At 30.3% G+C, this 22,948-nt stretch carries 26 protein-coding genes and 1 tRNA gene; 15 read left to right on the forward strand and 12 right to left on the reverse strand.

Going from position 1 to position 22,948, the window contains the following annotated elements; translation table 11 throughout:
- Positions 1–14 precede the first annotated feature (14 nt).
- From M890_RS0107475 to M890_RS0107485, 3 genes are read right to left on the reverse strand one after another with little or no spacing between them, the layout of a single operon-like run.
- A complete protein-coding gene (locus tag M890_RS0107475; RefSeq protein WP_028282939.1) occupies positions 15–326 on the reverse strand; it encodes a hypothetical protein in 312 nt (103 codons plus the stop codon).
- Between the two features lie 6 nt (positions 327–332).
- On the reverse strand, positions 333–863 hold the full coding sequence (locus tag M890_RS0107480; protein ID WP_028282940.1) for a KdsC family phosphatase: 531 nt from the start codon (positions 861–863) through the stop codon (positions 333–335).
- Positions 853–1,611, reverse strand: coding sequence for a Rossmann-like and DUF2520 domain-containing protein (locus M890_RS0107485; protein ID WP_028282941.1), 759 nt, complete (start codon positions 1,609–1,611; stop codon positions 853–855). The genes M890_RS0107480 and M890_RS0107485 overlap by 11 nt, the downstream gene beginning before the upstream one ends.
- A 59-nt stretch (positions 1,612–1,670) precedes the next feature.
- On the opposite strand from M890_RS0107485, the gene M890_RS0107490 reads away from it, so the two are divergent.
- On the forward strand, positions 1,671–2,081 hold the full coding sequence (locus M890_RS0107490; protein WP_028282942.1) for a group III truncated hemoglobin: 411 nt from the start codon (positions 1,671–1,673) through the stop codon (positions 2,079–2,081).
- Positions 2,082–2,166: 85 nt separating this feature from the next.
- Positions 2,167–5,388 (forward strand): cytochrome c biogenesis protein CcsA, encoded by a 3,222-nt coding sequence (ccsA, locus tag M890_RS0107495; protein ID WP_028282943.1) that lies wholly within the window; start codon positions 2,167–2,169, stop codon positions 5,386–5,388.
- A gap of 72 nt (positions 5,389–5,460) precedes the next feature.
- Here the strand turns inward: ccsA and M890_RS0107500 are convergent, their stop codons facing one another.
- Positions 5,461–6,309 (reverse strand): DUF8693 domain-containing protein, encoded by an 849-nt coding sequence (locus M890_RS0107500; protein WP_028282944.1) that lies wholly within the window; start codon positions 6,307–6,309, stop codon positions 5,461–5,463.
- 239 nt (positions 6,310–6,548) lie between these two features.
- Between M890_RS0107500 and M890_RS16845 the strand changes: the two genes are divergently transcribed.
- The 3 genes from M890_RS16845 to M890_RS16850 all read left to right on the forward strand — a co-directional run bounded on the left by M890_RS16845 (position 6,549) and on the right by M890_RS16850 (position 7,448).
- A complete protein-coding gene (locus tag M890_RS16845; RefSeq protein WP_036597305.1) occupies positions 6,549–6,737 on the forward strand; it encodes a hypothetical protein in 189 nt (62 codons plus the stop codon).
- Positions 6,738–6,845: 108 nt separating this feature from the next.
- Positions 6,846–7,292, forward strand: coding sequence for a large conductance mechanosensitive channel protein MscL (gene mscL / locus M890_RS0107510; RefSeq protein WP_028282946.1), 447 nt, complete (start codon positions 6,846–6,848; stop codon positions 7,290–7,292).
- Between the two features lie 3 nt (positions 7,293–7,295).
- Positions 7,296–7,448, forward strand: a complete 153-nt coding sequence (locus M890_RS16850; RefSeq protein WP_191099716.1) for a hypothetical protein — start codon at positions 7,296–7,298, stop codon at positions 7,446–7,448.
- A gap of 33 nt (positions 7,449–7,481) precedes the next feature.
- On the opposite strand, the gene M890_RS0107520 is transcribed toward M890_RS16850, so the two are convergent.
- Positions 7,482–7,853, reverse strand: coding sequence for a hypothetical protein (locus M890_RS0107520; protein ID WP_028282947.1), 372 nt, complete (start codon positions 7,851–7,853; stop codon positions 7,482–7,484).
- A 139-nt stretch (positions 7,854–7,992) separates the two neighbouring features.
- On the opposite strand from M890_RS0107520, the gene M890_RS0107525 reads away from it, so the two are divergent.
- From M890_RS0107525 to M890_RS0107540, 4 genes are all read left to right on the forward strand, one after another.
- Positions 7,993–9,147: a trans-sulfuration enzyme family protein gene (locus M890_RS0107525; protein ID WP_028282948.1), complete on the forward strand. Its 1,155-nt coding sequence runs from the start codon at positions 7,993–7,995 to the stop codon at positions 9,145–9,147.
- A 31-nt stretch (positions 9,148–9,178) separates the two neighbouring features.
- Positions 9,179–10,072, forward strand: coding sequence for a 23S rRNA (adenine(1618)-N(6))-methyltransferase RlmF (rlmF, locus tag M890_RS15895; RefSeq protein WP_051437478.1), 894 nt, complete (start codon positions 9,179–9,181; stop codon positions 10,070–10,072).
- A 6-nt stretch (positions 10,073–10,078) separates the two neighbouring features.
- Positions 10,079–10,795, forward strand: a complete 717-nt coding sequence (gene bshB1, locus M890_RS0107535) for a bacillithiol biosynthesis deacetylase BshB1 (protein ID WP_028282949.1) — start codon at positions 10,079–10,081, stop codon at positions 10,793–10,795.
- Positions 10,796–10,871: 76 nt separating this feature from the next.
- A tRNA-His gene (locus tag M890_RS0107540) sits at positions 10,872–10,947 on the forward strand.
- A 149-nt stretch (positions 10,948–11,096) separates the two neighbouring features.
- Here the strand turns inward: M890_RS0107540 and M890_RS0107545 are convergent.
- The 3 genes from M890_RS0107545 to M890_RS0107555 form a co-directional block, all read right to left on the reverse strand.
- The gene (locus M890_RS0107545) at positions 11,097–12,656 is read right to left on the reverse strand and encodes a M28 family peptidase (protein ID WP_028282950.1); all 1,560 of its coding nucleotides are present in this window, start codon (positions 12,654–12,656) and stop codon (positions 11,097–11,099) included.
- A 370-nt stretch (positions 12,657–13,026) separates the two neighbouring features.
- Positions 13,027–13,356: a hypothetical protein gene (locus M890_RS0107550; protein ID WP_028282951.1), complete on the reverse strand. Its 330-nt coding sequence runs from the start codon at positions 13,354–13,356 to the stop codon at positions 13,027–13,029.
- Positions 13,357–13,360: 4 nt separating this feature from the next.
- Positions 13,361–14,152: a DUF3108 domain-containing protein gene (locus tag M890_RS0107555; protein WP_028282952.1), complete on the reverse strand. Its 792-nt coding sequence runs from the start codon at positions 14,150–14,152 to the stop codon at positions 13,361–13,363.
- 131 nt (positions 14,153–14,283) lie between these two features.
- On the opposite strand from M890_RS0107555, the gene M890_RS0107560 reads away from it, so the two are divergent.
- From M890_RS0107560 to M890_RS0107575, 4 genes are all read left to right on the forward strand, one after another.
- Positions 14,284–14,694 (forward strand): HYC_CC_PP family protein, encoded by a 411-nt coding sequence (locus tag M890_RS0107560; RefSeq protein ID WP_232219141.1) that lies wholly within the window; start codon positions 14,284–14,286, stop codon positions 14,692–14,694.
- 68 nt (positions 14,695–14,762) lie between these two features.
- Positions 14,763–15,494 carry a heavy-metal-associated domain-containing protein gene (locus tag M890_RS0107565; protein ID WP_028282954.1) on the forward strand — a complete coding sequence of 244 codons (732 nt, stop codon included), beginning with the start codon at positions 14,763–14,765 and terminating at the stop codon, positions 15,492–15,494.
- A 2-nt stretch (positions 15,495–15,496) separates the two neighbouring features.
- Positions 15,497–17,731, forward strand: coding sequence for a TonB-dependent receptor (locus M890_RS0107570; RefSeq protein ID WP_028282955.1), 2,235 nt, complete (start codon positions 15,497–15,499; stop codon positions 17,729–17,731).
- 13 nt (positions 17,732–17,744) lie between these two features.
- Entirely contained in the window at positions 17,745–18,101 is a 357-nt protein-coding gene (locus M890_RS0107575; RefSeq protein WP_028282956.1) for a heavy-metal-associated domain-containing protein, read from the forward strand.
- A 70-nt stretch (positions 18,102–18,171) separates the two neighbouring features.
- On the opposite strand, the gene M890_RS0107580 is transcribed toward M890_RS0107575, so the two are convergent.
- The gene (locus M890_RS0107580) at positions 18,172–19,599 is read right to left on the reverse strand and encodes a thioredoxin family protein (RefSeq protein WP_028282957.1); all 1,428 of its coding nucleotides are present in this window, start codon (positions 19,597–19,599) and stop codon (positions 18,172–18,174) included.
- A 155-nt stretch (positions 19,600–19,754) separates the two neighbouring features.
- On the opposite strand from M890_RS0107580, the gene M890_RS0107585 reads away from it, so the two are divergent.
- Together M890_RS0107585 and M890_RS0107590 are read left to right on the forward strand one after the other, a co-directional pair.
- Positions 19,755–21,377 carry an ABC-F family ATP-binding cassette domain-containing protein gene (locus M890_RS0107585; RefSeq protein WP_028282958.1) on the forward strand — a complete coding sequence of 541 codons (1,623 nt, stop codon included), beginning with the start codon at positions 19,755–19,757 and terminating at the stop codon, positions 21,375–21,377.
- A gap of 183 nt (positions 21,378–21,560) precedes the next feature.
- Positions 21,561–22,142, forward strand: coding sequence for a fasciclin domain-containing protein (locus M890_RS0107590; protein WP_028282959.1), 582 nt, complete (start codon positions 21,561–21,563; stop codon positions 22,140–22,142).
- 67 nt (positions 22,143–22,209) lie between these two features.
- Here M890_RS0107590 and M890_RS0107595 read toward each other — a convergent pair whose 3' ends face one another.
- From M890_RS0107595 to M890_RS0107605, 3 genes are all read right to left on the reverse strand, one after another.
- Entirely contained in the window at positions 22,210–22,440 is a 231-nt protein-coding gene (locus M890_RS0107595) for a putative signal transducing protein (protein ID WP_036597309.1), read from the reverse strand.
- An 82-nt stretch (positions 22,441–22,522) separates the two neighbouring features.
- Positions 22,523–22,720, reverse strand: a complete 198-nt coding sequence (locus M890_RS0107600) for a hypothetical protein (RefSeq protein ID WP_028282961.1) — start codon at positions 22,718–22,720, stop codon at positions 22,523–22,525.
- An 18-nt stretch (positions 22,721–22,738) separates the two neighbouring features.
- A complete protein-coding gene (locus M890_RS0107605) occupies positions 22,739–22,936 on the reverse strand; it encodes a hypothetical protein (RefSeq protein ID WP_028282962.1) in 198 nt (65 codons plus the stop codon).
- Between the last annotated feature and the right edge of the window lie 12 nt (positions 22,937–22,948).

Genomic DNA, 22,948 nt, shown 5'->3' on the forward strand with positions numbered 1-22,948 from the left:
AATTTTCAGATTGTTTAAGATAATAGTCCTCTTAGCATTGCAATTGCTAAAACAACAATCAAAATTAAGAAGAATGCAGTCAAAAAAGCAACAATTATATTTTTTTGTTTGGCTTGTTTTCTAATTTTATTTTTAATCTGTTGTTTCTCTGCTTTAGAAAGTAGCGATGCAGAAAAGTTAGTCTTAAATTGTTTATGACTTACTGTGTTTAATTGGTTTTTTATATTGGAAAACACAGCTTTTGGATTTTGATTAAATACGGATGCTTGGTTACCAGAACCAATATATCCAAAACCTGTGTTATGTCTTCTTTTAGTGCGCTTCAATAGGTGTTAAAAGGTTTGTGCGTCAAAATCACTATCCCATTTATTTTGTACTTTCATTACCTGCTCAATGACATCACGTACACAACCTTCGCCTCCTAATTTATGAGAGATATATTTTGATACACGTTTAACCTCAGGTACTGCGTCTTGAGGGCAACTTGGCATACCTACTAATTTTAAAACAGGTACATCCGGAATGTCGTCTCCCATGTATAACACGTTTTCTGCTTTTATCTGGTTGTCGTTTAAATACGCTTCAAATTGTACTATTTTTTGATGTGCACCTAAATACACATCCTTAATACCTAAATGATTTAATCGTGTACGTACACCTTCGTTAGTACCACCAGAAATAATACAAACATTATAACCATGATTTAAGGCTTGCTTCATGGCATAACCATCCTTAACATTCATGTGTCTAATCATTTCACCCGAAGTGGTAATGGTAATCATTCCATTAGTTAAGACACCATCTACATCAAAAATAAAGGTGGTGATTTGGTGTAAGTATTCTTTATAGCTTTTATCGTCCATGAGTTTTTTTTATAGATTCAGTCATTAATTTATAGATGTCCTCTTGATGTGGATTATCTAATAATTTTAAATGTCTTTTTATTGTTTTTTTATCGTTTCGTTTTGCTGGTCCTGTTTGTGCCATGTAAGGCGACACCTCTTGTACTTTTCTTGCAGTCTCTGTGATTAATGGTTTTAAAATGTCAAATTCGGCACCATGTTTTTCGGTAATTTCATGAGCAATTCTATAAATTTGATTTGTAAAATTATTTACAAACACAGCAGCTAAATGTAAAGCAGGTCGTTGTTTAGGATTAACTTTGTAGGTTGTACATCCTAAGCTTTGACCTAAGGTTTCTAATATTTTAAAATCTTTTTTTCTAAGTGTTTCAATGCATATTGGTACTGTAGTAAAATCCAAATCAACCCCTTTACTAAATGTTTGTAAAGGATAAAAAACACCTCTGTAATGCTTCATGTCAATGTCGTATAAACTAGCACTTCCGGAAGTGTGCACGACTAATCTTTTTTCAAATGGAAGCGAGGTGGTTAAAGCCTCAATAGCATCGTCACTAACGGCAATTAAATAGACGTCTGCATCTACTAAATCAGAGATGTTATCTGTAATATTTACATCGTTTTTATAAGCTTCAATTGCTTTTTTACTTCTGTTATACCATTGGACAACTTCAATGTTTGAAGTGTTTTTAAACCCTTTATACAGGTGTGTGGCTACATTTCCTGCGCCAAGCAAAACTATTTTAATCATACTGCTAAAATACTAAGAAAATACAGATAAGAAAGGACAAAAAGGTATCTTTGTTTATCATGAAACAAAAAGAAATTACTAACAGAGACGATGTTAAACTTTTAGTAGATCAATTTTATATAAAAGTCAGAGCAGATAGTGTTTTGGGACCAATTTTTAATACTATAATTAAAGATTGGGAGACACATTTAGACCATTTAACTACTTTCTGGGAAACCAGTCTGTTTATTGGTAAAAAGCTAGAGCATAAATATGTAGGCAACCCATTAATTGCGCATGAAAAAGTGGATGCTACTTTGGACCATACAATTACAGAAATGCATTTTGGTATTTGGTTAAATTTATGGTATGCAACGCTTGATCAATTTTTTGAAGGTGAAATTGCAGATAATGCAAAACGTCGTGCCAGAAAGATGGGTACATTTATGTATTTAAAAATTTTTGAAGCAAGACAAAACAAAAAAGATTAATTTTAACACAAGATTTAGATTTTTTTGAGGAATTAAAACCAACAAAAACGATTATCTTTGCACGAGCTAAAAAAGGCCTATTATTATGCAAAATAGAATCGCCAAAATCTTGTTTTCAACACGATTAACCTCTGTCTTATTTATTGTGTTTGCTGTCGCTATGGCAGTTGGTACTATACTAGACAGAAATATGGATACCTCTCCAACACCCTACACACGAAATTTAATCTATAACGCTTGGTGGTTTGAAGCTATTATGGTGTTTTTTATTATCAATTTTTTAGGTAATATTTTTAGATTTAGACTACTCCGTAAAGAAAAATGGGCAACCTTAATATTGCACTTGGCTTTTATCTTAATTATTTTAGGTGCTGGTATAACACGTTATTTTGGTTTTGAAGGTATGATTGCCATTAGAGAAGGAGAAACCGAAAGTGGTTTTTTATCTCAAAAAACATACATTACTGCATATATAGATGGTGATTACATGATTGATGGTGTGCCACAACGTTTACCAGTTGAGGCTGAGGTAGATTTTTCTGGAAGAATGGAAAATAGCTTTAATTATACTGCACACTATAATAATACACCTGTTGAATTTGAATTAACTAACTTTTTTTTAGGAGCTGAAGAGGATATAGTACCTAATGAAGCTGGTGAAAACTATCTAAAAATAGTAGAAGCTAGAGGTAATGGACCACATAACCACTTTTTAAAACAAGGAACAGTAGAAAACATCCATAATTTATTAGTCGCTTTAGACAAACCAACTGAAGGAGCAGTAAATATTACCACTACAGAAAATGGTTTAATGGTACACTCTCCATTTGAGGGAGAATACCTAACTATGGCAACTATGCAACAAGGTAAGCTTGTTAAAGATAGTTTACAACCATTAGTGCTGCGTTCTAGATATGTTATTGGAGATATGCAATTGGTGTTTCCTAAACCAGTTGTAAAAGGAACCTTTGACGTTGTAAAAAAAGCTAGTTTTTTAAAGCAAGATGAAAATGCAGTGGTATTAAATGTATCTGCTAATGGCGAAACTAAAGAGGTTAAATTGTTAGGTAGTCAATGGTCAAACAATAGGTTTAAACAAATAAAAGTTGGAGGTTTGGATATTGCTTTAAAATATGGTTCTAAAGTTTTAGAATTACCTTTTGAGGTCAAACTAAATGATTTTATTGCTGAAAAATATCCTGGAACAGAAAATAATTACTCGTCATACGAAAGTAAAGTAACAGTCATAGACAAGGAGCAAGGCGATTTTGACTTCCATATTTATATGAATAATATTTTAGACCACAGAGGGTATCGTTTTTTTCAAGCCGATTTTGATAAGGATTTAAAAGGAACAATACTATCTGTAAATCACGATTTTTGGGGTACTTGGGTTACTTATGTAGGATACTTTTTATTATATTTTGGTATGATGGCTATCTTATTTGCTAATCACACAAGATTTAGAGACTTGCAAAATGGATTAGAAAAAATTAAGAAGAAAAAAACTAAAATGCTTACCGTAGCACTTTTAAGTTTAAGCTTAATAGGATTTGCACAAGATCAAGAACATACTGAAAACGATGGACATGGTCACCAATCCAATACAATTACAGAAAAACAAAGACCTAGTAAGGCGCAGATAGATTCTATTTTAAAAGTAAATGTAGCTCCAGAAGCGCATGCTAAAAAATTTGGAAGACTAGTTATTCAGGATCTTGATGGTCGTATGATGCCTATCGATACGTATGCATCAGAGTTGGTTAGAAAACTAACTAAGCATGAAGGATATGAAGGTTTGTCATCAGATCAAGTCTTTTTAAGTATTTTAGAAAGTCCAATGTTGTGGTATAATGTACCAATTATATATTTAGCGCCTAAAAAAGCGGATTCTATTAGAGGGATTATTGGATTAGATAAAGATCAAAAGTATGCAGCATTGTTAGACTTTTTTGATGATAATTTTCAGTATAAATTAGATTCGTATTTAGAGGAAGCTTCTGCAGTAAAATCTCAAACAGGAGTACAAAAAGAGTTTATTGAAACCAATCAGCGTATTAACTTATTAAGTAATGCTATTGAAGGACGATCACTTAAAATTTTTCCTGTGCCAGATGACGAAAATAATACTTGGATTTCTCCTTTTGAATATAAAAATGAAGGATACAATCAAAAGATTAAAGATAGTACCTATGGTAGTTTTATAGGTTCTGGTTTTGATTGGTACTTATACACTTTAAATGAAGCTAAAAAAACAGGAGATTTTACTAAATCAGAAAAGCTTTTAGAAGCATTTAAAACTTCGCAACGTAAAGTCGGGACTAGCGTAATGTTAAGTGAGGATAAAATAAATGCAGAGATTTTGTATAATCAATATGATGTATTTAAAAAACTATTTAGTTGGTACATGTATGCTGGGACATTGTTATTTATTTTACTTATTTGGCAAATCTTTAAAAGTAATAATAAGTGGTTAGCCAAAAGTATTACAGTATTTAAGTTTATTATTTTAGGATTGTTTATAGTCCATACATTAGGCTTAATTGCTAGATGGTATATTTCTGGTCATGCTCCATGGAGTGATGCCTATGAGTCTATGATATATGTTGCATGGGCAACTATGTTTTTTGGATTAGCTTTTGGAAGAAAAAGTGATTTAACCTTGGCTTCTACAGCGTTTGTAACAGCAATGATTTTAATGATTGCACACTGGAATTGGATGGATCCAGCAATAGCAAACTTACAGCCAGTATTAAATAGTTACTGGTTAATGATTCACGTAGCTGTAATTGTTGCTAGTTATGGTCCTTTTACTTTAGGAATGATATTGGGTATTGTATCATTAGTCTTAATGTTATTGACTAATAAAGACAATAAAACAAAGATGGATTTAAATATTAAAGAGCTTACCATTATTAATGAAATGGCTTTAACTGTAGGTTTAGTCATGTTAACTATTGGAAATTTTCTTGGTGGACAATGGGCTAATGAGAGTTGGGGAAGATATTGGGGTTGGGACCCTAAAGAAACTTGGGCACTTATCAGTATTATGCTTTACGCATTTGTAATCCATATGCGCTTAGTGCCAGGATTACGTGGTAGATGGTTTTTTAACCTAATGTCTATATTGACTTTTGGAAGTATTTTAATGACCTATTTTGGAGTTAATTTTTACCTTTCAGGATTACATAGTTATGCAAGTGGAGACCAAATAGTAAGCTTTAAGTTTATTGGAATAGCACTTGTTGGAATAGCTGTTTTAGGCGCAGTTTCTTACAGGAAATATGCTAAGTATTATAAAAAGTAATTAAATTAAATTATAAAAAAAACTCACTAGATATAGTGAGTTTTTTTGTTTTAAATAATATGGTTTATTTAATTATATAGTTGTTAAAACTATTTGTTTAACAATAGTTTCTGTTTCTGTTTTAATATGGAGTATAAGATTTTTATCCAAAGTGTTTAAAGGTATATCTATTTTATTGTTGTTTATACTTTGTATAGATTGTACAGTATTTCCCTTGTAGTTGTATATTGTTATGCTTTTGATTGATGCTTCAGTATCAAAACTTAAATTTAATCGGTTACTATTTTCAAAGTAGCTTAGTTTTAATTTCTTTTTTGGTAACACAAGAGTTGGTGTGAAAATTTCATCATTAGTGCCTGAGGCATCAAAGCTGTCAATTGTAACATCAGTTACGTCGTCTGTGTCAATTACAACTTCAGGCTCCATAAAAGCTATGTAAAAACGATCTGTATAATCTCCTGCATCAATAGTACTAACAAAAGGTGTGTCGTTAATATTAGTATACGTGTTAAGTAAAGCGTCAAAGATGTACACATTAATTGTTGTATTAAAGTTTTCTAAACTAGATAAAGTTATAGAAGCTTCTCCAGACACTTCACTATATAGTCCAAAAAGGTATTGACTAGTATTTTGAAACTCGCCTACACCTTGGATTACATATCTATTGGAGTCTATTAACCAATTTAAGTCATTACTAAAAGGAGCGTATACTGCAGCATCGTATCCATAGTCGACACCATCTGTAGCAGCATTGTCTGAAGTAAAGGCTAACACTAGCTCTCTAGAAGCACCATTTGGAGCATTATAGTCTAATCTAATTATTTGTATTCCGCTATTGCTGTTATTTAATGTAGCTAAATTGGTATTAGCTAAAGTAACACTGGTAATTAATAGTAGGGTTATTAGGGTAACTTTTTTCATAATAAGGGATATTAATCAGTTAATAGGTTAAATTCTACGTCCAATATACTGATGCTATTAAAAAACAACTACAAAAAGCTTATTTTTTCGTTGAAATGTAATTTTAATAAATTTGAATGCAGTTTTTATCGATTAAATGCATGTTTATCTAGTTGAAATAACTTCTTTTAGTTTCGAGATTTAATGTTTGTTTTCATTTTAATAATTTATTAACTTGTTGAAAATTATAAATTATATTAATGAACTACATTAAAAACTTTGGCTTAAGTAATATTTTACTATTAATTTTATGTTTAGCAATAATTTTGATTGCCGAATATCTATTTTTAAAAGGTGATCAATTGCATGGTATTTTTATTGGTTTGTGGGCACCAACTCTTTTAGGTGTAATGATATATGTAAAGCTTATAAATAATGGAAGGAAATAGTATAGTAATTTGGTTTTCTGTTATTGTATTTTTTTGTGTCTTTGTATGGGCTTTATTTATGATCAAAGCTTATAATAAAACAACTAAGGATTAAATTAAAATTTACAAATGAAATTTTTAAGAGAGTTTAAGGAGTTTGCTGTAAAAGGCAATATGATGGATATGGCTATTGGTATAATTATAGGTGCATCCTTCAATAAAGTTATTGATGTTTTAGTAAAAAAGGTGTTTTTACCTCCATTGTCATTATTGACTGATGGTTTAAATTTTCAGGACAAACGTTATATTTTAAGAGATGAGATAGTAGATGCTGATGGAGTAATTACAAGCCAAGAAGTAGCAATTTATTATGGCGAGTTGTTTGAAGTTATGTTAGATTTTTTGATAGTAGGATTAACCGTTTTTATTGTTGTAAAGGCCATGAATAGGTTAAGAGATAAATCTCATGACACTAAAAATAAAACCGTTAAAACGCCTAAGGATATTGAGTTATTAGCTAAATTGTCAGACTTAATGGAAGAGCAGAATGCACTTTTAAAAGCTTCAAAAAAATAAATTATGCCTAAGCCTAAAGGTCAAAAAAACACAAAAAACAAAGCCAAACATTCTAAGTTAATGGCTAAAAAGATTAATAAAAAGAAAAAAGAAGAGGCTGCCAGAAAAGAAAGGCTTAAAGCTATTGTGCAAAATCAAATAAATAAAAAAGAATAAATAAAAAGAGCCATTTACTGTGGCTCTTTTTTATTATATTTTAATTAAAGATTTATCAATATTTAAATCATTTAAAATTTTGTTTGTAAAACTATAATGTCCTTTTGTGGTTATTATTTTAAAACGATGATCTTTCATTCTGGTAACCACATCTAATAATCTCCATTTTGTTTTTAATAGTTTAGGTTTTTCACTTTTTAAGCCTAATTCAAAAAAATATTTTTTAGTACGCTTATAAGCTGTAATGTCAGGTGTGATAACTAAGCTGTTTTTCTTTTTAATAAAAGATTTAGGCGATTCATATCCATCCAAATCCGCTTTAATATTTTCATATCCTAAAAACTTTAAATGATTAATAGATTGTTTTAAAATGTCTTCGTGTGCTTCTTTGTCTTGTGCTATCATAATCCATAAGATACAAAAAAAAAGATAGATTTTAGTTAAGGACTAGTTAAAGCTACTTATTTACTTTAATATTAATATGCCTAGTATTATATAGTCAATTATAAAATCAGTAATTTAGTAGTCTTAAAGTGTTAACAAAATGAAATTAGAAAATCAAGGTTTAAATACCATTTGTACACATGTTGGTGAAGTACCAGATGAGCAATTTAAAGGCGCAATATCTCCAATTTATTTATCATCTTCTTACCAATTTATGGATGTAGATGTAAAACGCTACCCAAGGTATTTTAATACTCCCAATCAGGAATATTTAGCAAAAAAAATAGCAGCTTTGGAGCATACTGAAACAGCTATGATATTTGGCTCTGGTATGGCAGCTATAAGCCATATGTTTTTGGCGTTTTTAAAATCAGGAGATCATATTGTGGTCCAAAACACTCTATATGGTGGAACTTCTAATTTTATTAGAGAAGAATTTCCTAAATTAAATATAGAGTTCACTTTTACAAATGGTTATAAAGTTGAAGACTTTGAAGCAGCAATACAGCCTAATACTAAGTTGATTCATATTGAAACACCTTCAAATCCACTGCTAACTATTACAGATATTAAAGCAATAGCCCATTTAGGTAAACAAAAAAATATAGTAACAAGTATAGATAATACATTTGCAAGTCCAGTAAATCAAAACCCAATAGATTTTGGTATTGATTTAGTAATGCACTCGGCAACCAAATATTTTGGAGGACATAGTGATATATGTGCTGGAGCAGTAGCAGGTAGTAAAGATCATTTAGATAAAATCTGGAATGTATCAAAAAATTATGGTGGTAGCCTAAGCGATTTTACGGTTTGGATGTTGGAGCGTAGCATGAAAACTATGGGTTTACGTGTAAAAGCACAAACTAAAAATGCTAATAAATTAGCAAAATGGTTAGATAATCAAGCATTTGTTAAACAGGTATATTATCCAGGCTTAAAAAGTCACCCAGAACATAAGTTAGCAAAATCCCAAATGAAAGGTTTTGGAGCGATGTTATCTTTTGAGTTGATAGATAGTATAAGTTCTGATCAATTCATGAAGCAGTTAAAACTTATTAAAGCATCTATGAGTCTAGCAGGTATAGAAAGTACAATGCTATCTCCAACGCAAACATCACACTCGCTATTAACCCCAGAGCAACGTTTAGAAATTGGTATATCAGACGGACTTATTCGTTTTTCTTTAGGAATAGAAGAAGCTAAAGATTTAAAAGCAGATATTAAGCAAGCAGTGAAAGCAGTACTAAAATAATTAACTAATAACATATTTCAATAATAATATTTTGCATAAAAAAAACAAACATACTGACGATTACGATTTTAATCAGCTATCATTAGTTCACACAGACTTAGAGTCATTTATTTTTACAAATGCTAACAACAAAAAAACTATTGATTTTGCTAACCCTAAAGCAGTAAAAGCTTTAAACACAGCCTTATTAAAATCACATTACGATGTAGCGTTTTGGGACTTTCCTGATCATTTTTTATGTCCTCCAATTCCTGGACGTGTAGATTATATTCATCATGTTTCAGATTTGTTAAACCGCTCTAAACTAACAGAAAATATTACTGTTTTAGACATTGGTACAGGTGCAAATTGTATTTACCCATTATTAGGAAATGCAGAATACAATTGGAGTTTTATTGGTGTGGATAGCAATGATGATGCCTTAAAAGAAGCTCAGAATATTATCGATAAAAACAACTTAAAGGACCAAATTAAACTTAAAAAACAAAATGATAACGCTCATGTATTATCTGGTGTTTTAAGTGAAACTGATAAAGTTACTGTTACCATGTGTAATCCTCCATTTTTTAAAAATGAAGAAGATGCATTAAAAGCAACAACAAGTAAATTAAAAGGACTTGGAAAGCCTACAGACCAAATGGTCCGAAACTTTGCTGGACAAGCACATGAATTATGGTATAAAGGTGGAGAAAAAGCGTTTTTGCATAATTATTTGTATGAAAGCTCTTTGTTAAAAACACAAAGCTATTGGTACACAAGTTTAGTATCAAATAAGGATAATGTAAAAACAATTAACCAATCACTTAAAAAGTTAGGAGCTACAGCTGTCTTAACAATAGGAATGAATATTGGAAATAAAAAAAGTAGAATTGTTGCATGGACATTTTTAGATGAACAACAAAAAGAAGATTGGAATAAAAATTAAGTTATAATGAAAGTAGATATACTAGCATTTGGTGCGCATCCTGATGATGTAGAGTTAGGAGCAGGAGCTACAATAGCAAAAGAAGTAGCTAATGGTAAAACTGTAGCAATTGTAGATTTAACAAAAGGAGAATTAGGCACGCGTGGTACCGAGTTGACCAGAAAGGAAGAAGCGGAAGAGGCTAAAAATATATTAGGAGTTGCTTACAGAGAAAATCTAGGTTTTGCGGATGGTTTTTTTGTTAACGACAAACAACACCAGCTAGAAATTATAAAAATGATACGTAAGTATCAACCAGAAATTATATTGTGTAATGCAATAGATGATAGACACATTGATCACGGAAAAGGGAGTAAGTTAGTTAGTGACGCTTGTTTTTTAAGTGGCTTGATTAAAATCGAAACTAAGCTTGATGGTGTTTCTCAAAAACAATGGAGACCCAAACAAGTGTACCATTATATACAATGGAAAAATATAGAGCCAGATTTTGTGGTAGATGTCTCGGATTACATGGATATTAAAATGAAAAGTGTTTTAGCCTACAAAACACAGTTTTTTGATCCTAATAGTAAGGAGCCGGAAACACCTATATCTAGCAAAAACTTTACAGATAGTATAAAATATAGAGCCAATGATTTAGGTAGGCTAATAAATGTTGAATATGCAGAAGGCTATAATGTAGAACGTTACGTGGCTGTAGAAAGTTTATTTGATTTAAAGTAAAAAAAAATAAAAAAAACGTTTGGAATAACTAGTAAATAATTTACCTTTGCACACGCATTATTAAAAGTGCACAAATGGTGGTTGTAGCTCAGCTGGTTAGAGCGTCGGTTTGTGGTACCGAAAGTCGCCGGTTCGAACCCGGTCTTCCACCCAAAAGCAAAAAGCTTCTCTATTTTTAGAGAAGCTTTTTTTGTGCTTTTTATTTAAGTAATACTTTATGTGTTTAATCTTTATTACTTCTAATTACTTAGGTATTTAATAAAAAAAAGTCCTGTAATTTTACAGGACTTTTTTTAGTTTCTTATTCAGCTTTATCAACGATAATTCTAGATGCTCTATTAGCTAGTTCCCATGCTGTGTAAAACACTAAACGGGTTCTGTTTTCTAATAGGTCGTATTCAATTTTATCTGGTGTATCACTAGGTCTGTGATAGTCATCATGTGTTCCGTTAAAATAAAATATTACAGGAATATTATTTTTTGCAAAATTATAATGATCAGATCTATAGTAAAATCTGTTAGGGTCATTATCGTCATTATATGTATAGTCTAATTCTACTTTAGCATATTTAGTATTAACCTCTTCAGAGATGTTATGTAATTCAGTGCTTAATTTATCACTTCCAATTAAATAAATGTAGTTACGGTCTCCTGTTTTACGCTTAGGATCAACACGACCAATCATATCTATATTTAAGTTAGCTACTGTATTAGCTAATGGAAAAATTGGGTCATTATCTGTATAATGTTGACTTCCTAATAATCCTTTTTCTTCACCTGTTACATTTAAAAATACTATAGATCGTTTTGGACCATGTCCATCATTTTTAGCTTTAGCAAATGCTTCTGCAATTTCTAAGACAGCTACTGTACCAGAACCATCATCATCTGCACCATTATAAACTTCTCCGTCTTTTACACCTTCATGGTCTAAGTGCGCAGAAACGACAATGTACTCATCTGGTTTTTCTGTTCCTCTAATAATAGCAGCAACGTTTTCTGATGATAAATCTTTAGAGTTATTAGTAAAGTCTAAATCAAAATTAGCTTTAACTGTCTTGTTATTAAAAGTTTTGTCAAATTCTTTTACATCTTCGTTAAAAATAGCTTTAACTGTTTCAGTGTTTACTAAAAAGTAAAACATACCGTTATCATTACCAGCTAAAGTCATTCTTCCAGTTGAAGCACCAAACCGCAATGCAGCCATAGCAAATACTTCTGGATTGTAATATAAGACAGCTTTAGCTCCTTTTTTTTCAGCTAAATCACGCTTTAAAGCAAATTCTTGTCTAAAGTTAGACCAGTTTGAAGACTCTTTAGTTCCTGAGATTACATAAGTACCATCACTATTTTTAGGTTCTCCGCTTACAAAAAACACAACTTTGTCCTTAATGTCTACATTGTCGTAGTTAGTATACTTATCGTCTTCTATCCCATAGCCTAAATTTACAATTTCAGTAGCTTTTAACTTGCTTGTTTCCATTGGGTTAATAGAAACAAAGTCTTCTAGGTTTTTTAATGATTTTTCATTGATTGTTAAAGCAACATCTGGTTTTGATTGAATCTTTAAAGGTACTTCTTGAAAATAGTTTCCATCGCTTTTTGCAGCAGGAACACCGTATTTAATGTAATGTTCTTTTAAAAAGTTGACTGCTTTTTTTTGTCCTTCAGCACCAGTTTCTCTACCTTCAAACTCATCTGACGCAAATTGATACAGTGATGTTTTTAGATCTTCTTGGGTGATAGTTTGTCCATAGATACTTGGATCTACAATTTTAGTGCTTGTTTTGCTGCCTTTTTGAGAGCTTCCACAGGCTACAAATAATAAACTTAATGTAGCGATTGAAAATAGTGATTTCATTAAAAATAAATGATTTAAGTAGTTATACTTTCAAAAATACAAGAAAAATTAACTTATTATTAAGTTTACTTTGATTTTAAGATATAATTAGGAAACTGTAAATTGTTACATTTTATAAAAATCGATTTGATTTCTTATATAAATGTTAGGTTTAATAAGTAATCAATGATTTTGGCTTTTAAGATAATAGGGAAAGCTGTTTGTTTTGTGGTATAATATTAATGTAAAAGGATTAAAATTATTTTTTTACACTAAACTGAATAAAGGCTAATAATTAAGTAGTATTAACTTAATTATTAGCCTTTATATTGACTTGTTATAAACTAATTAAAACACATAAAACCAAATAGTTTTGATCTTATGTGTTGACTTAATCAATGATGATTAAATCTTCTAATTCTTCCTTAGCTTCTTCTTGTCTTTGTTGTTCAAGTTGCTTTAACTCTTTAGTATCACCGACTTCTTTAACACTAAAAATAGATTTATAGGTTGCTAGTGCCAAAGCAATTATTGTTATTAAAAAAACAACTTGAATTACATGAGTCGGTTCTTGATTTTTCTTTGATTTTAAAAAGGCTAATAGTCCAAAAGCAAGTGCTAGTATAGCTGGAATAAATGATAATTTATATAATGGCAATACTGAAAGTATTACAGCTAATACAGCAAAAATTAATCCTAAAATTATACTTATTTTTCTCATGTTATTAGTTTTTTAATCCAGTAGCAGATTTTATTTTTAACTCACCACTTCCAACTGCTATTTTAAATTTAGCATAAACTGGTATTTTATTGTCGTCAGCAGTTAACCATAATAGGTTTGCATTGTTTCCTTTTAAAAAGTTATTACCTGCAACGCTAATTGCTAGTTTATAACATTCTTTTTTACCAATTGCTGTATTAATAGTTTCTTTAGCAAGTAAAGTAAAACTAATCTTAGTCATTTTATTGTCAAATAATACAGTAAATGAATCAGAAGCTCCTATTGGTGCTTTGTTAATATCTAAGGTTCTAATTTTATAAATAGTAGAAACAATATCTCTAGTGTTTCCGTTAATTTTTACATTATTATTTTGATCCCAAAAGCCTGTTTTAGTTTTATTAGTCTTTTTTCTAATTAAGCTTTCTACAAGATTTGCTTTATGATTGTATTTGTATTTTACAAACTTGTAGTATCCACCTTCATTAATTTCTCTATTATATAAATATGGTGTAACCGTTCTAGGATTTACATAGCTTTCATATAAATCTCTAATCTTAAAATAACTATCAAAGTCACTATATGTAGTTGCAGTACATTTTAAATGTAATAATGTAGCGCTACTAGTCTTCATTTCGCTAGTTTCCATTTTAACTTCTGCAATATCAGTTAATATTCCAGACATGTTATATGATGCAGCAAATGTTAATTTTTCTCCAGCTTTAAATGCCTTATTATCTTGTGCTTGAGAAAAACTAAAGGCTACAAGTGCTACTATTAATGTTAATTTAAATTTCATAAAATTGTTATTTATTTTTCAAAGATATAACTTAACATTAATTGTGCCGAAATTATTGTACTAATTTAATTTAGTTGTTAAACCTTTTTTAAATCATGCTTCTGTATTGTGCAATTTTGTACTTTTGTATCGTGATAAAAAACGTTTTACATAAATTAGTATCTATTTTAATGGCATTTGTAGTGTTGTTGTCAACACTATCCTTTACTGTTGAAAGTCATTATTGTGGAGAACATTTAGTTGATACAGCAGTTTTTACCAAAGCTAAAAAATGCGGTACAACTGTTGATGCTGACAAAAGTGTAGTTGTAAAAAAATCATGTTGTAAGGATGTTGTAGAAATTATTAAAGGGCAAGACAAACTAAAATTAAATAATTTTAATGATTTAGATGTCGCTAATCAATTCTTGATTACCTCTTTTGTTTATACCTACTTTCAGTTATTTGAGAGTCTTCCAAAACAAATTATTCCTCATAAAAATTATTCTCCACCCAACTTGGTTATAGATTACCAAGTGCTTCACGATGTATATATTATTTGATAAAAGGCTTTAATTATTTCGCTTAAGCGGAAATTTTATTAAAGTTAATTTTATTAAATCATATTATAATGACACACGTTTATACAGTTACAGGTATGACCTGTAGTGGTTGTAAAGCTTCTGTTGAAAAAGCAATACAATCTATAGATTCGGTAACAGATGTTTCAGTTAATTTAGAGCAATCTGAGGCTGTAGTTAGCATGACCGATCATATTTCAATTAAAAAATTACAAGACGCATTATCAGATAAGTTTCAAATTTTTGAAACTAATACGTCTAAAAATCTATTTGATACTATTGATATTCCAGAAAATAATAGTAGTCAATTTAGACAATTATTTCCTTTATTTTTAATATTTGGATACATTACTACAATAGCAATATTACTTAATATTAGAGCTTGGGAAACGTCTAATTTTATGTTAGACTTTATGGGCTTATTTTATTTTGTATTTAGCTTTTTTAAGTTTTTAGACTTAAAAGGATTTTCTGAAAGTTTTAAAATGTACGATCCGTTAGCTAAGGTAGTTCCTATGTATGGTGTCGTTTATCCCTTTATTGAGCTTGGTTTAGGGTTATTGTTTATTACTAGGGTTCAAATTCCGTTAGCTTTAATTATTACTATAATTATATTAGGAATAACAACGTTTGGTGTCACTAAAACATTACTGGACAAAAAGTCTATACAATGTGCTTGTTTAGGGACGACACTAAAATTACCAATGACCAAAGCGACTTTTATAGAAAACACCATTATGATTATAATGGCAGTTTGGATGTTAATTAAAATCTATAATTAATTATGAAAAAATTATTGATATTATTTAGCCTCTTTCCGTTACTATTATTAGGACAAGAAAACTTAAACGGAACCATTTACGACTCCAGTCAGGATAATATTAAACAACCATTATTTGGAGCTAATTTAATTTGGTTGGGTACCAGTATTGGGACTTCAACAGACATAGATGGTAATTTTAGTTTACCATTTGTAGATAGTACTAATAACTTGATAATAAGTTATGTTGGTTTTAAATCAGATACAGTAGTTATAACATCTGCTACACCAATTAAACACGTTTTAACACCAACTAATAATCTGGATGAGGTTGTGGTGCAATCCAGAAAAGTAGCCACATCAAGATCATATTTAAAAGCCCAAAACACATTGTTAGTAAGTAGTGACGAACTTTTAAAGGCAGCTTGTTGTAATTTATCAGAAAGTTTTGAAACTAATCCATCTATTGATGTCAATTTTAGTGATGCTGTAACTGGTACTAAACAAATTAAAATGCTTGGTCTTTCTAGTCCATACATATTAATTGCTACAGAAAATATTCCTGCAATTAGAGGCGCTTCTCAAGCATTTGGGCTAAGTTTTATTCCAGGTACTTGGGTAGAAAGCATTCAGATTACTAAAGGTGCAGGTAGTGTTGTAAATGGATTTGAAAGTATTGCAGGTCAGATTAACGCAGAGCTTGTAAAGCCATCAACAGATAATAAGTTTTTTGTAAATCTTTATGGTGCAAGTAGCACGCGCTTGGAGTTAAACACGCATTTTAATACTAAGATTAATGATAAAATTAGCACAGGCTTGTATTTACATGGAAATACACACCAAGAAAAGCATGATGTAAATAACGATGGCTTTTTAGATATGCCTTTATATAATCAGGTAAATGTCATGAATCGTTGGCAGTATACCAATCCAGAAAAAGGATTAGTTACGTTTGTTAATTTAAGATATTTAGATGATGAAAAACAATCTGGTCAACTAAACTTTAATCCTGATACAGATAGACTAACCACTAATGCTTGGGGAAGCGAGATAGATACCAGGCGTTATGAGGTTTCAGCTAAATTAGGTTATGTAAACCCAGAAATACCTTGGCAAAGTTTAGGTGTTCAATTTGCGTTTAGTAATCATAAACAGGACTCTTATTTTGGTTTAAATGAATATAATATTGAACATACTAGTATATATTCTAACATTATATACAACTCCATAATTGATGACTCTAGGCATAAAATTAAAACTGGTATAAACTATACCTATGATGCTTATAATGAGTTTGCTATTCAGCAAGATTTTGAAAGAACAGAACGCTCTTTTGGTGGGTTTTTTGAATATTCGTTTGATGATTTAGAATACTTTACCATGACTGCAGGTCTGCGTGTAGATACACATAATTTGTTAGGTGAGTTTATTACACCTAGATTACACATGAGGTATTCACCTTGGGGTAAATCAGCTATTAGAGCTTCCGTTGGAAGAGGTAAGCGTAGTGCTAATATTTTTACCGAAAATCAAAATTTATTTGCCTCGTCACGAAATTTTTCAATATTAAATACAAACGGAACTATTTACGGATTAGATCCAGAAATAGCTTGGAATTATGGTGTGTCTTACCTTCAAGGTTTTAATCTATTTGGTAGACCAGCAGATGTAACTTTGGATTTTTATCGTACAGATTTTCAAAATCAAGTGGTCGTAGATTTAGAAAATGCACAAGAGGTTAATTTTTATAATTTAGAAGGAGGCAGCTATGCTAATAGTTTTCAGGCAGAGTTTAACTATAATGTATTTGCGCACTTTAACCTTAGGACTGCTTACAAGTTTTATGACGTTAAAACTCAGTATAAGTCAGGTAAGTTAATAAAACCATTAACACCTAAACATAGATTGTTTGCTAATACATCTTATGAAACCGAAATAAAAAATAACAGTAATTGGAAGTTTGATGCAACATATAACTGGTTAAGTCAACAAAGGTTTCCTTCAACAATAAATAACCCTACACAATATCGCTTAGATGATTATTCTAAATCTGTAGGGACTTTAAACGCACAAATAACAAGAGTTTTTTCTCCAAAATTTGAAGTATATTTAGGAGGAGAAAACATTACAAATGTTAGACAAGATAACCCTATAGTTAGTGCAGACAACCCGTTTGGAACAAGTTTTGATACAAATTATGTATATGGACCAATTTTTGGTAGTATGTATTATGCAGGATTAAGATATAAATTAAAATAAAACCTATATAAAAATGAAAAAACTAGTATTAGTATTAATAATGATTGCATCAACGGTATCTTTTGCACAAGACAAAAACAAAAGAGAAAGTTTAGAAGTTGATGGTGTTTGTATGATGTGTAAATCAAGAATAGAAAAAGCATGTTTTAAAACAAAAGGCGTAAAAAGTGCTGTTTGGAATGTGGATACACATGAGTTAAAATTAATTTTTGACGAAAACAAAACAAACCTTAAAACTATAGAGCAAAACATTTTAGCTGTTGGTCATGATACAAAAACGTTAAAAGCAACAGATGAAGCTTATAATACAGTACATCCTTGTTGTAAATACAGAGATGAAGAGGTTAAAGATGATCACAAAAATGATTAATATTAATTAATTGAAATAAAAAAAACGCCTGCAATTGCAGGCGTTTTTTTATTACTTATTTAGTATAGTATTACTTATTAATTAAACCAAGTAACTCAGTTTCCATCATGACATCAAACATATTAGCTTTAGGATTTACAATCACAGCATTTTTATCAACTATAAAAACTTTATTGACAGGTTTTAAGGATAATAGCTCTATAGCCTTTTCAACGTTTTCAAAATGATATTCATTATTTAAATTAAAGTTGTTACGTTGTAATATTTCAGCTTGCTCGCGACTGCTTAAGGCATTTATAGAAATTGCTATTATATCAAATTCAGGATATTTTTTTTGCAGGTCTTTAGCACGCTCATGCGATACTTTTAAATGGTATCTGTCCATGGTATCCCAAAAATAAATAATAGTAGGTTTATTAATAATATCTTTTAAGTGCTTTGCATCTTCATTTTTGTCAATAACCATTAAATCAGGAATAATCTGACCAGGTTTTAAAAGTTTATAAGAGTTTACTAGTTTAGTAGCTTTAAACTTTTGTTCATTATTTGTGCTTTTGGCTTGAAACGATTTTAGTAACGTATCATAATCATCAACACTTTTTGAAGCATTTATAAACTTAATCATGTTATAATATAACAATCTGTTTTTTATAAAAGTGTCAGACACCTTTTGCTCAATCAACGTTAATTTATCCAAATTATAATCCAAAGATTGGTTGTTATAAGTGTCGTCTTTAGAATGTTTAAAGTGCTCTTGTAAAGCTATATTATTAAAATGAAACCTTAAAAAAGAAACATAAGGTCTATAATCTTTTAGTGTTTCATTGTTGTAATCAATCTCAGATCTAAAGTCAAAAAAGTCACTTGGTAATTTATTAAAAATAGCTTCTTCATTTTCACTGTAATTAATAAATGGATAGGCTTCTTTACTATAATAATAGTTGTAATTTATGTTAGCTTTAGCATAGGTGTTAAAAAGCTTAGTAGTTTTATGTTTTCTATTAAATTTAGATAGTTTTTCAAGTTTAGCATCTCTTATTTTAGAAAGTTTAGTTTCAAATTCCTTTGGCTCTAATTGACTAATTTTTAAAATTTCCTGCTCTTGTTTTTCTGTTTCCAAAAACAAATCCATCAAGTAGTTATTTTCTTTTTCTCCTATACCATTAAAAACTAAAGACTCGTCAAATTCCACAGTATTCACTCTTACCATGATGCTATCTTGTGGTTGTATTAAAAAGGACTGAGACTCTTTACCATCATAAAAACTAAATAAGCCTGGTTCAAAGTCATTAAATGTGTATTTAAAACGATTATTACTATCTAAATAAACCGTATCAATAATCTCTGAAGATTTAAAAATGATAATGTAATTGGTACTTGGATTAATTATTTCGCCACCAAAAAACGCAGTATGGTCCTCTAATGTCTTTTTATCTTTTTTACAAGAAAACATGACGCTAGAGCAAATTAAAAGATATAAAAAGAGTCTTGTATACATATATTAATTAATAAGGGCAAAAAATTTTTACAAACAAAAATATGTTTTGCGAAAGAGTTCTCGTGTTAAGGCGTTGTTAAAACTTATTAAAGACTGAATGTATGTGGCTATTTGATGTTAATTTTCTACTTTTGCACAAAATTAAAATTCAAGATATGTTATCAGTATCAAATTTATCAGTTCAATTCGGTAAGCGTGTGCTTTTTGATGAAGTTAGTACTACTTTTAATAATGGAAATTGTTATGGTATAATAGGAGCCAATGGAGCTGGAAAATCTACATTTTTAAAAATTATTTCTGGACAGATAGAGCCTACTTCAGGTCAAGTACATTTGGAAGCAGGAAAGCGTATGTCGGTTTTAACACAAGACCACAATAAGCATGACGAGGATACAGTGTTAGAAACTATTTTAAAAGGAAATAAAGCGCTTTATAAAATTAAGACAGAAATTGATGCCTTGTACGCTGACTATACAGATGAAAATGCTGAAAGAATAGGAGAGCTGCAAGTCCAATTTGAAGAAATGAATGGTTGGAACGCAGATAGCGATGCTGCAGCAATGCTTTCTAACTTAGGTATTAAAGAAGAGTTTCATTATACATTAATGGGTGACTTAGACGGTAAACAAAAAGTACGTGTGTTATTAGCACAAGCGCTTTTTGGAAATCCTGATGTACTTATTATGGATGAGCCTACCAACGATTTGGATTACGAAACGATTGCTTGGTTAGAAAACTTTTTAGCTAACTATGACAATTGCGTCATAGTTGTATCTCACGATAGACACTTTTTAGATGCTGTTTGTACACATATTAGCGATATTGACTTTGGAAAAATTAATCATTTTTCTGGAAACTATACATTCTGGTATGAGTCGTCACAATTAGCAGCAAGACAACACGCACAGCAAAACAAAAAAGCTGAAGAGAAGAAGAAAGAATTAGAAGATTTTATCCGTCGTTTTTCTGCCAACGTAGCAAAAAGTAAACAAGCTACAAGTAGAAAGAAAATGATTGATAAGCTTAATATAGATGAAATTAGAAGAACCAGTCGTCGTTATCCTGCCATAATTTTTGACAGAGATAGAGAAGCTGGAGATCAAATTTTAAATGTCGAAGGGTTAGCTGCCTCTATCGATGGTGATGTTTTATTTAAAAACGTAGATTTAAATCTTCAAAAAGGAGATAAAGTAGTTGTGTTTTCTAGAGACTCTAGAGCAACAACAGCTTTTTACGAAATTTTAAATAATAACCTAAAAGCTGATGCAGGTAAATTTGATTGGGGAGTTACAACAACACAATCTTACCTTCCATTAGATAATAGTAAGTTTTTTGAAAGCACAGACATGACCTTAGTCGATTGGTTAAGACAATGGGCTCAAACAGAAGAAGAACGTGAAGAGGTACACATTAGAGGTTTTTTAGGGAAAATGATTTTTAGTGGAGAAGAAGCCTTAAAAAAATGTAATGTACTGTCAGGAGGAGAAAAAGTGCGTTGTATGTTATCTAGAATGATGATGACTAGAGCAAACGTTTTACAATTAGACGAACCAACAAACCACTTAGACCTAGAAAGTATTACAGCGTTTAACAATTCGCTTAAAAACTTTAAAGGGACTGTTTTGTTTACAACACATGACCATGAGTTTGCGCAAACAGTTGCTAATAGAGTAGTGGAGTTAACACCAAACGGAGTAATTGATAGATATTCTACGTTTGACGATTATATGCAAGACAAAAAAATAAAAGAACTAAGAGATCAAATGTACGCTCAGTAGTTTTAAAATTTATTTTCATATTTAAAAAGCCTTCAGGATCTCTGAAGGCTTTTTTTATAAGTGTTTATCTGTTTTTTTTGCTTTCTAATTTTAGTTAATCATGTGTTAAATACACAATTTTAAAAACCGACTTTTTAATTCTCTCGTAAATAGACCGAACTTAAAAACCAAAACAATAAAATTATGAAAACAGTAAAATTATCAAAAATCGTATTAGGACTTAGTGTAATGCTTGTAGCTAACTTAGGTTTGGCACAAGATAAAAAAATGATGAAAGAAGACACTAAAATGGTTGGAGGTGCAGCGATGTATCCATCAAAAAACATTGTAGAAAATGCAGTAAATTCTAAAGATCACACAACATTAGTTGCAGCAGTTAAGGCAGCAGAATTAGTTGATGTTTTACAAAGTGAAGGACCTTTTACGGTTTTTGCACCAACAAATGCAGCTTTTGATAAGTTACCAATGGGAACTGTAGATACCTTGTTAAAACCAGAAAACAAAGAACAATTACAAACGGTATTAAAATATCACGTTGTAGCTGGAAAGTGGAACGCTAAAGAAATTTTAACACTAATTGAAAAAGGAGATGGTAAAGCAGTAATTAACACAGTTTCTGGAGGTACGCTAACAGCATGGAAAAAAGGAAAAGACGTTTATGTAACTGATGAAAACGGAAACTCTGCTAAAGTAACTATTGCAGACGTAAATCAATCCAATGGAGTTATACACGTAATTGACACAGTATTATTACCAAAAGCCTAAGTTTATATACTTATTTGAATAGTCTAAAAAAACCTCTTCATTCTTTACAGAATAGAAGAGGTTTTTTTTATGCATTTGTTTCTGCTTTTACAGCTTCAACAATGGATAGTGCTTTACTAAGTTCAGATTCATGAACAAAGACTTCAGGTACTCTTGGTATATCGTGTACAAAACCACCTAGACGACCAGATTCATTTTCGTCTTTAATAATGGGATGTATTCCAATATCCTCTAATCTGGTTTTTATTAATTGTACAATTATAAAGTTGCCTTCAAATACTTTTATATAGTCTGTCATAATTTTGAATTTAAGTTGTTACTTAAATATACAAAAAAATAAGGGAAGTCTAAAGGTGTGTAAAGTTTATAGTTTTGTTAAATTATTTTAAGTTTTTAAATTTAAAATACTTGTATATACTGTAGCCTCCAGATCCAATAAAAGCTATGGCTATTATTAATCTAATAGTGTTAGGGGTTAGATTTTCATTTAAATGCTGGTAAATTCTAAAGACACCATAGGCAATAAACACTATACCTAAAATTAAATTCAAAATATTATTCTTTGGTTGCTCTTGCATAGTTAAATGGTAATAATATTAGACCTGCTTTTTTAATTGAGTGTAGTTATATAATGCATAAATACCATAACCTATAGCAAATACAGCAATAGCTACTCTAAACGTGCTTAATGTTGGGTTGGCATTAAAATGTTGGTATAGTCTAAAGCATCCAAAACCTATTAGTAATAGTCCAGTAAATAAATTATAAAGTTTATTATTTTTTAATGATTCCATATATAGGTTTGT

Origin of the sequence: Olleya marilimosa CAM030 (assembly GCF_000518485.1) — a bacterium.
Lineage (GTDB): Bacteria > Bacteroidota > Bacteroidia > Flavobacteriales > Flavobacteriaceae > Olleya > Olleya marilimosa.

Coding starts and splice junctions, on each gene's coding strand:
- M890_RS0107480 (WP_028282940.1), bottom strand. CDS start 863: ATGGACGATAAAAGCTATAAAGAATACTTACACCAAATCACCACCTTT.
- M890_RS0107485 (WP_028282941.1), bottom strand. CDS start 1,611: ATGATTAAAATAGTTTTGCTTGGCGCAGGAAATGTAGCCACACACCTG.
- M890_RS0107490 (WP_028282942.1), top strand. CDS start 1,671: ATGAAACAAAAAGAAATTACTAACAGAGACGATGTTAAACTTTTAGTA.
- ccsA (WP_028282943.1), top strand. CDS start 2,167: ATGCAAAATAGAATCGCCAAAATCTTGTTTTCAACACGATTAACCTCT.
- M890_RS0107500 (WP_028282944.1), bottom strand. CDS start 6,309: ATGAAAAAAGTTACCCTAATAACCCTACTATTAATTACCAGTGTTACT.
- M890_RS16845 (WP_036597305.1), top strand. CDS start 6,549: ATGAACTACATTAAAAACTTTGGCTTAAGTAATATTTTACTATTAATT.
- mscL (WP_028282946.1), top strand. CDS start 6,846: ATGAAATTTTTAAGAGAGTTTAAGGAGTTTGCTGTAAAAGGCAATATG.
- M890_RS16850 (WP_191099716.1), top strand. CDS start 7,296: ATGCCTAAGCCTAAAGGTCAAAAAAACACAAAAAACAAAGCCAAACAT.
- M890_RS0107520 (WP_028282947.1), bottom strand. CDS start 7,853: ATGATAGCACAAGACAAAGAAGCACACGAAGACATTTTAAAACAATCT.
- M890_RS0107525 (WP_028282948.1), top strand. CDS start 7,993: ATGAAATTAGAAAATCAAGGTTTAAATACCATTTGTACACATGTTGGT.
- bshB1 (WP_028282949.1), top strand. CDS start 10,079: ATGAAAGTAGATATACTAGCATTTGGTGCGCATCCTGATGATGTAGAG.
- M890_RS0107545 (WP_028282950.1), bottom strand. CDS start 12,656: ATGAAATCACTATTTTCAATCGCTACATTAAGTTTATTATTTGTAGCC.
- M890_RS0107550 (WP_028282951.1), bottom strand. CDS start 13,356: ATGAGAAAAATAAGTATAATTTTAGGATTAATTTTTGCTGTATTAGCT.
- M890_RS0107555 (WP_028282952.1), bottom strand. CDS start 14,152: ATGAAATTTAAATTAACATTAATAGTAGCACTTGTAGCCTTTAGTTTT.
- M890_RS0107565 (WP_028282954.1), top strand. CDS start 14,763: ATGACACACGTTTATACAGTTACAGGTATGACCTGTAGTGGTTGTAAA.
- M890_RS0107570 (WP_028282955.1), top strand. CDS start 15,497: ATGAAAAAATTATTGATATTATTTAGCCTCTTTCCGTTACTATTATTA.
- M890_RS0107575 (WP_028282956.1), top strand. CDS start 17,745: ATGAAAAAACTAGTATTAGTATTAATAATGATTGCATCAACGGTATCT.
- M890_RS0107580 (WP_028282957.1), bottom strand. CDS start 19,599: ATGTATACAAGACTCTTTTTATATCTTTTAATTTGCTCTAGCGTCATG.
- M890_RS0107585 (WP_028282958.1), top strand. CDS start 19,755: ATGTTATCAGTATCAAATTTATCAGTTCAATTCGGTAAGCGTGTGCTT.
- M890_RS0107590 (WP_028282959.1), top strand. CDS start 21,561: ATGAAAACAGTAAAATTATCAAAAATCGTATTAGGACTTAGTGTAATG.
- M890_RS0107595 (WP_036597309.1), bottom strand. CDS start 22,440: ATGACAGACTATATAAAAGTATTTGAAGGCAACTTTATAATTGTACAA.
- M890_RS0107600 (WP_028282961.1), bottom strand. CDS start 22,720: ATGCAAGAGCAACCAAAGAATAATATTTTGAATTTAATTTTAGGTATA.
- M890_RS0107605 (WP_028282962.1), bottom strand. CDS start 22,936: ATGGAATCATTAAAAAATAATAAACTTTATAATTTATTTACTGGACTA.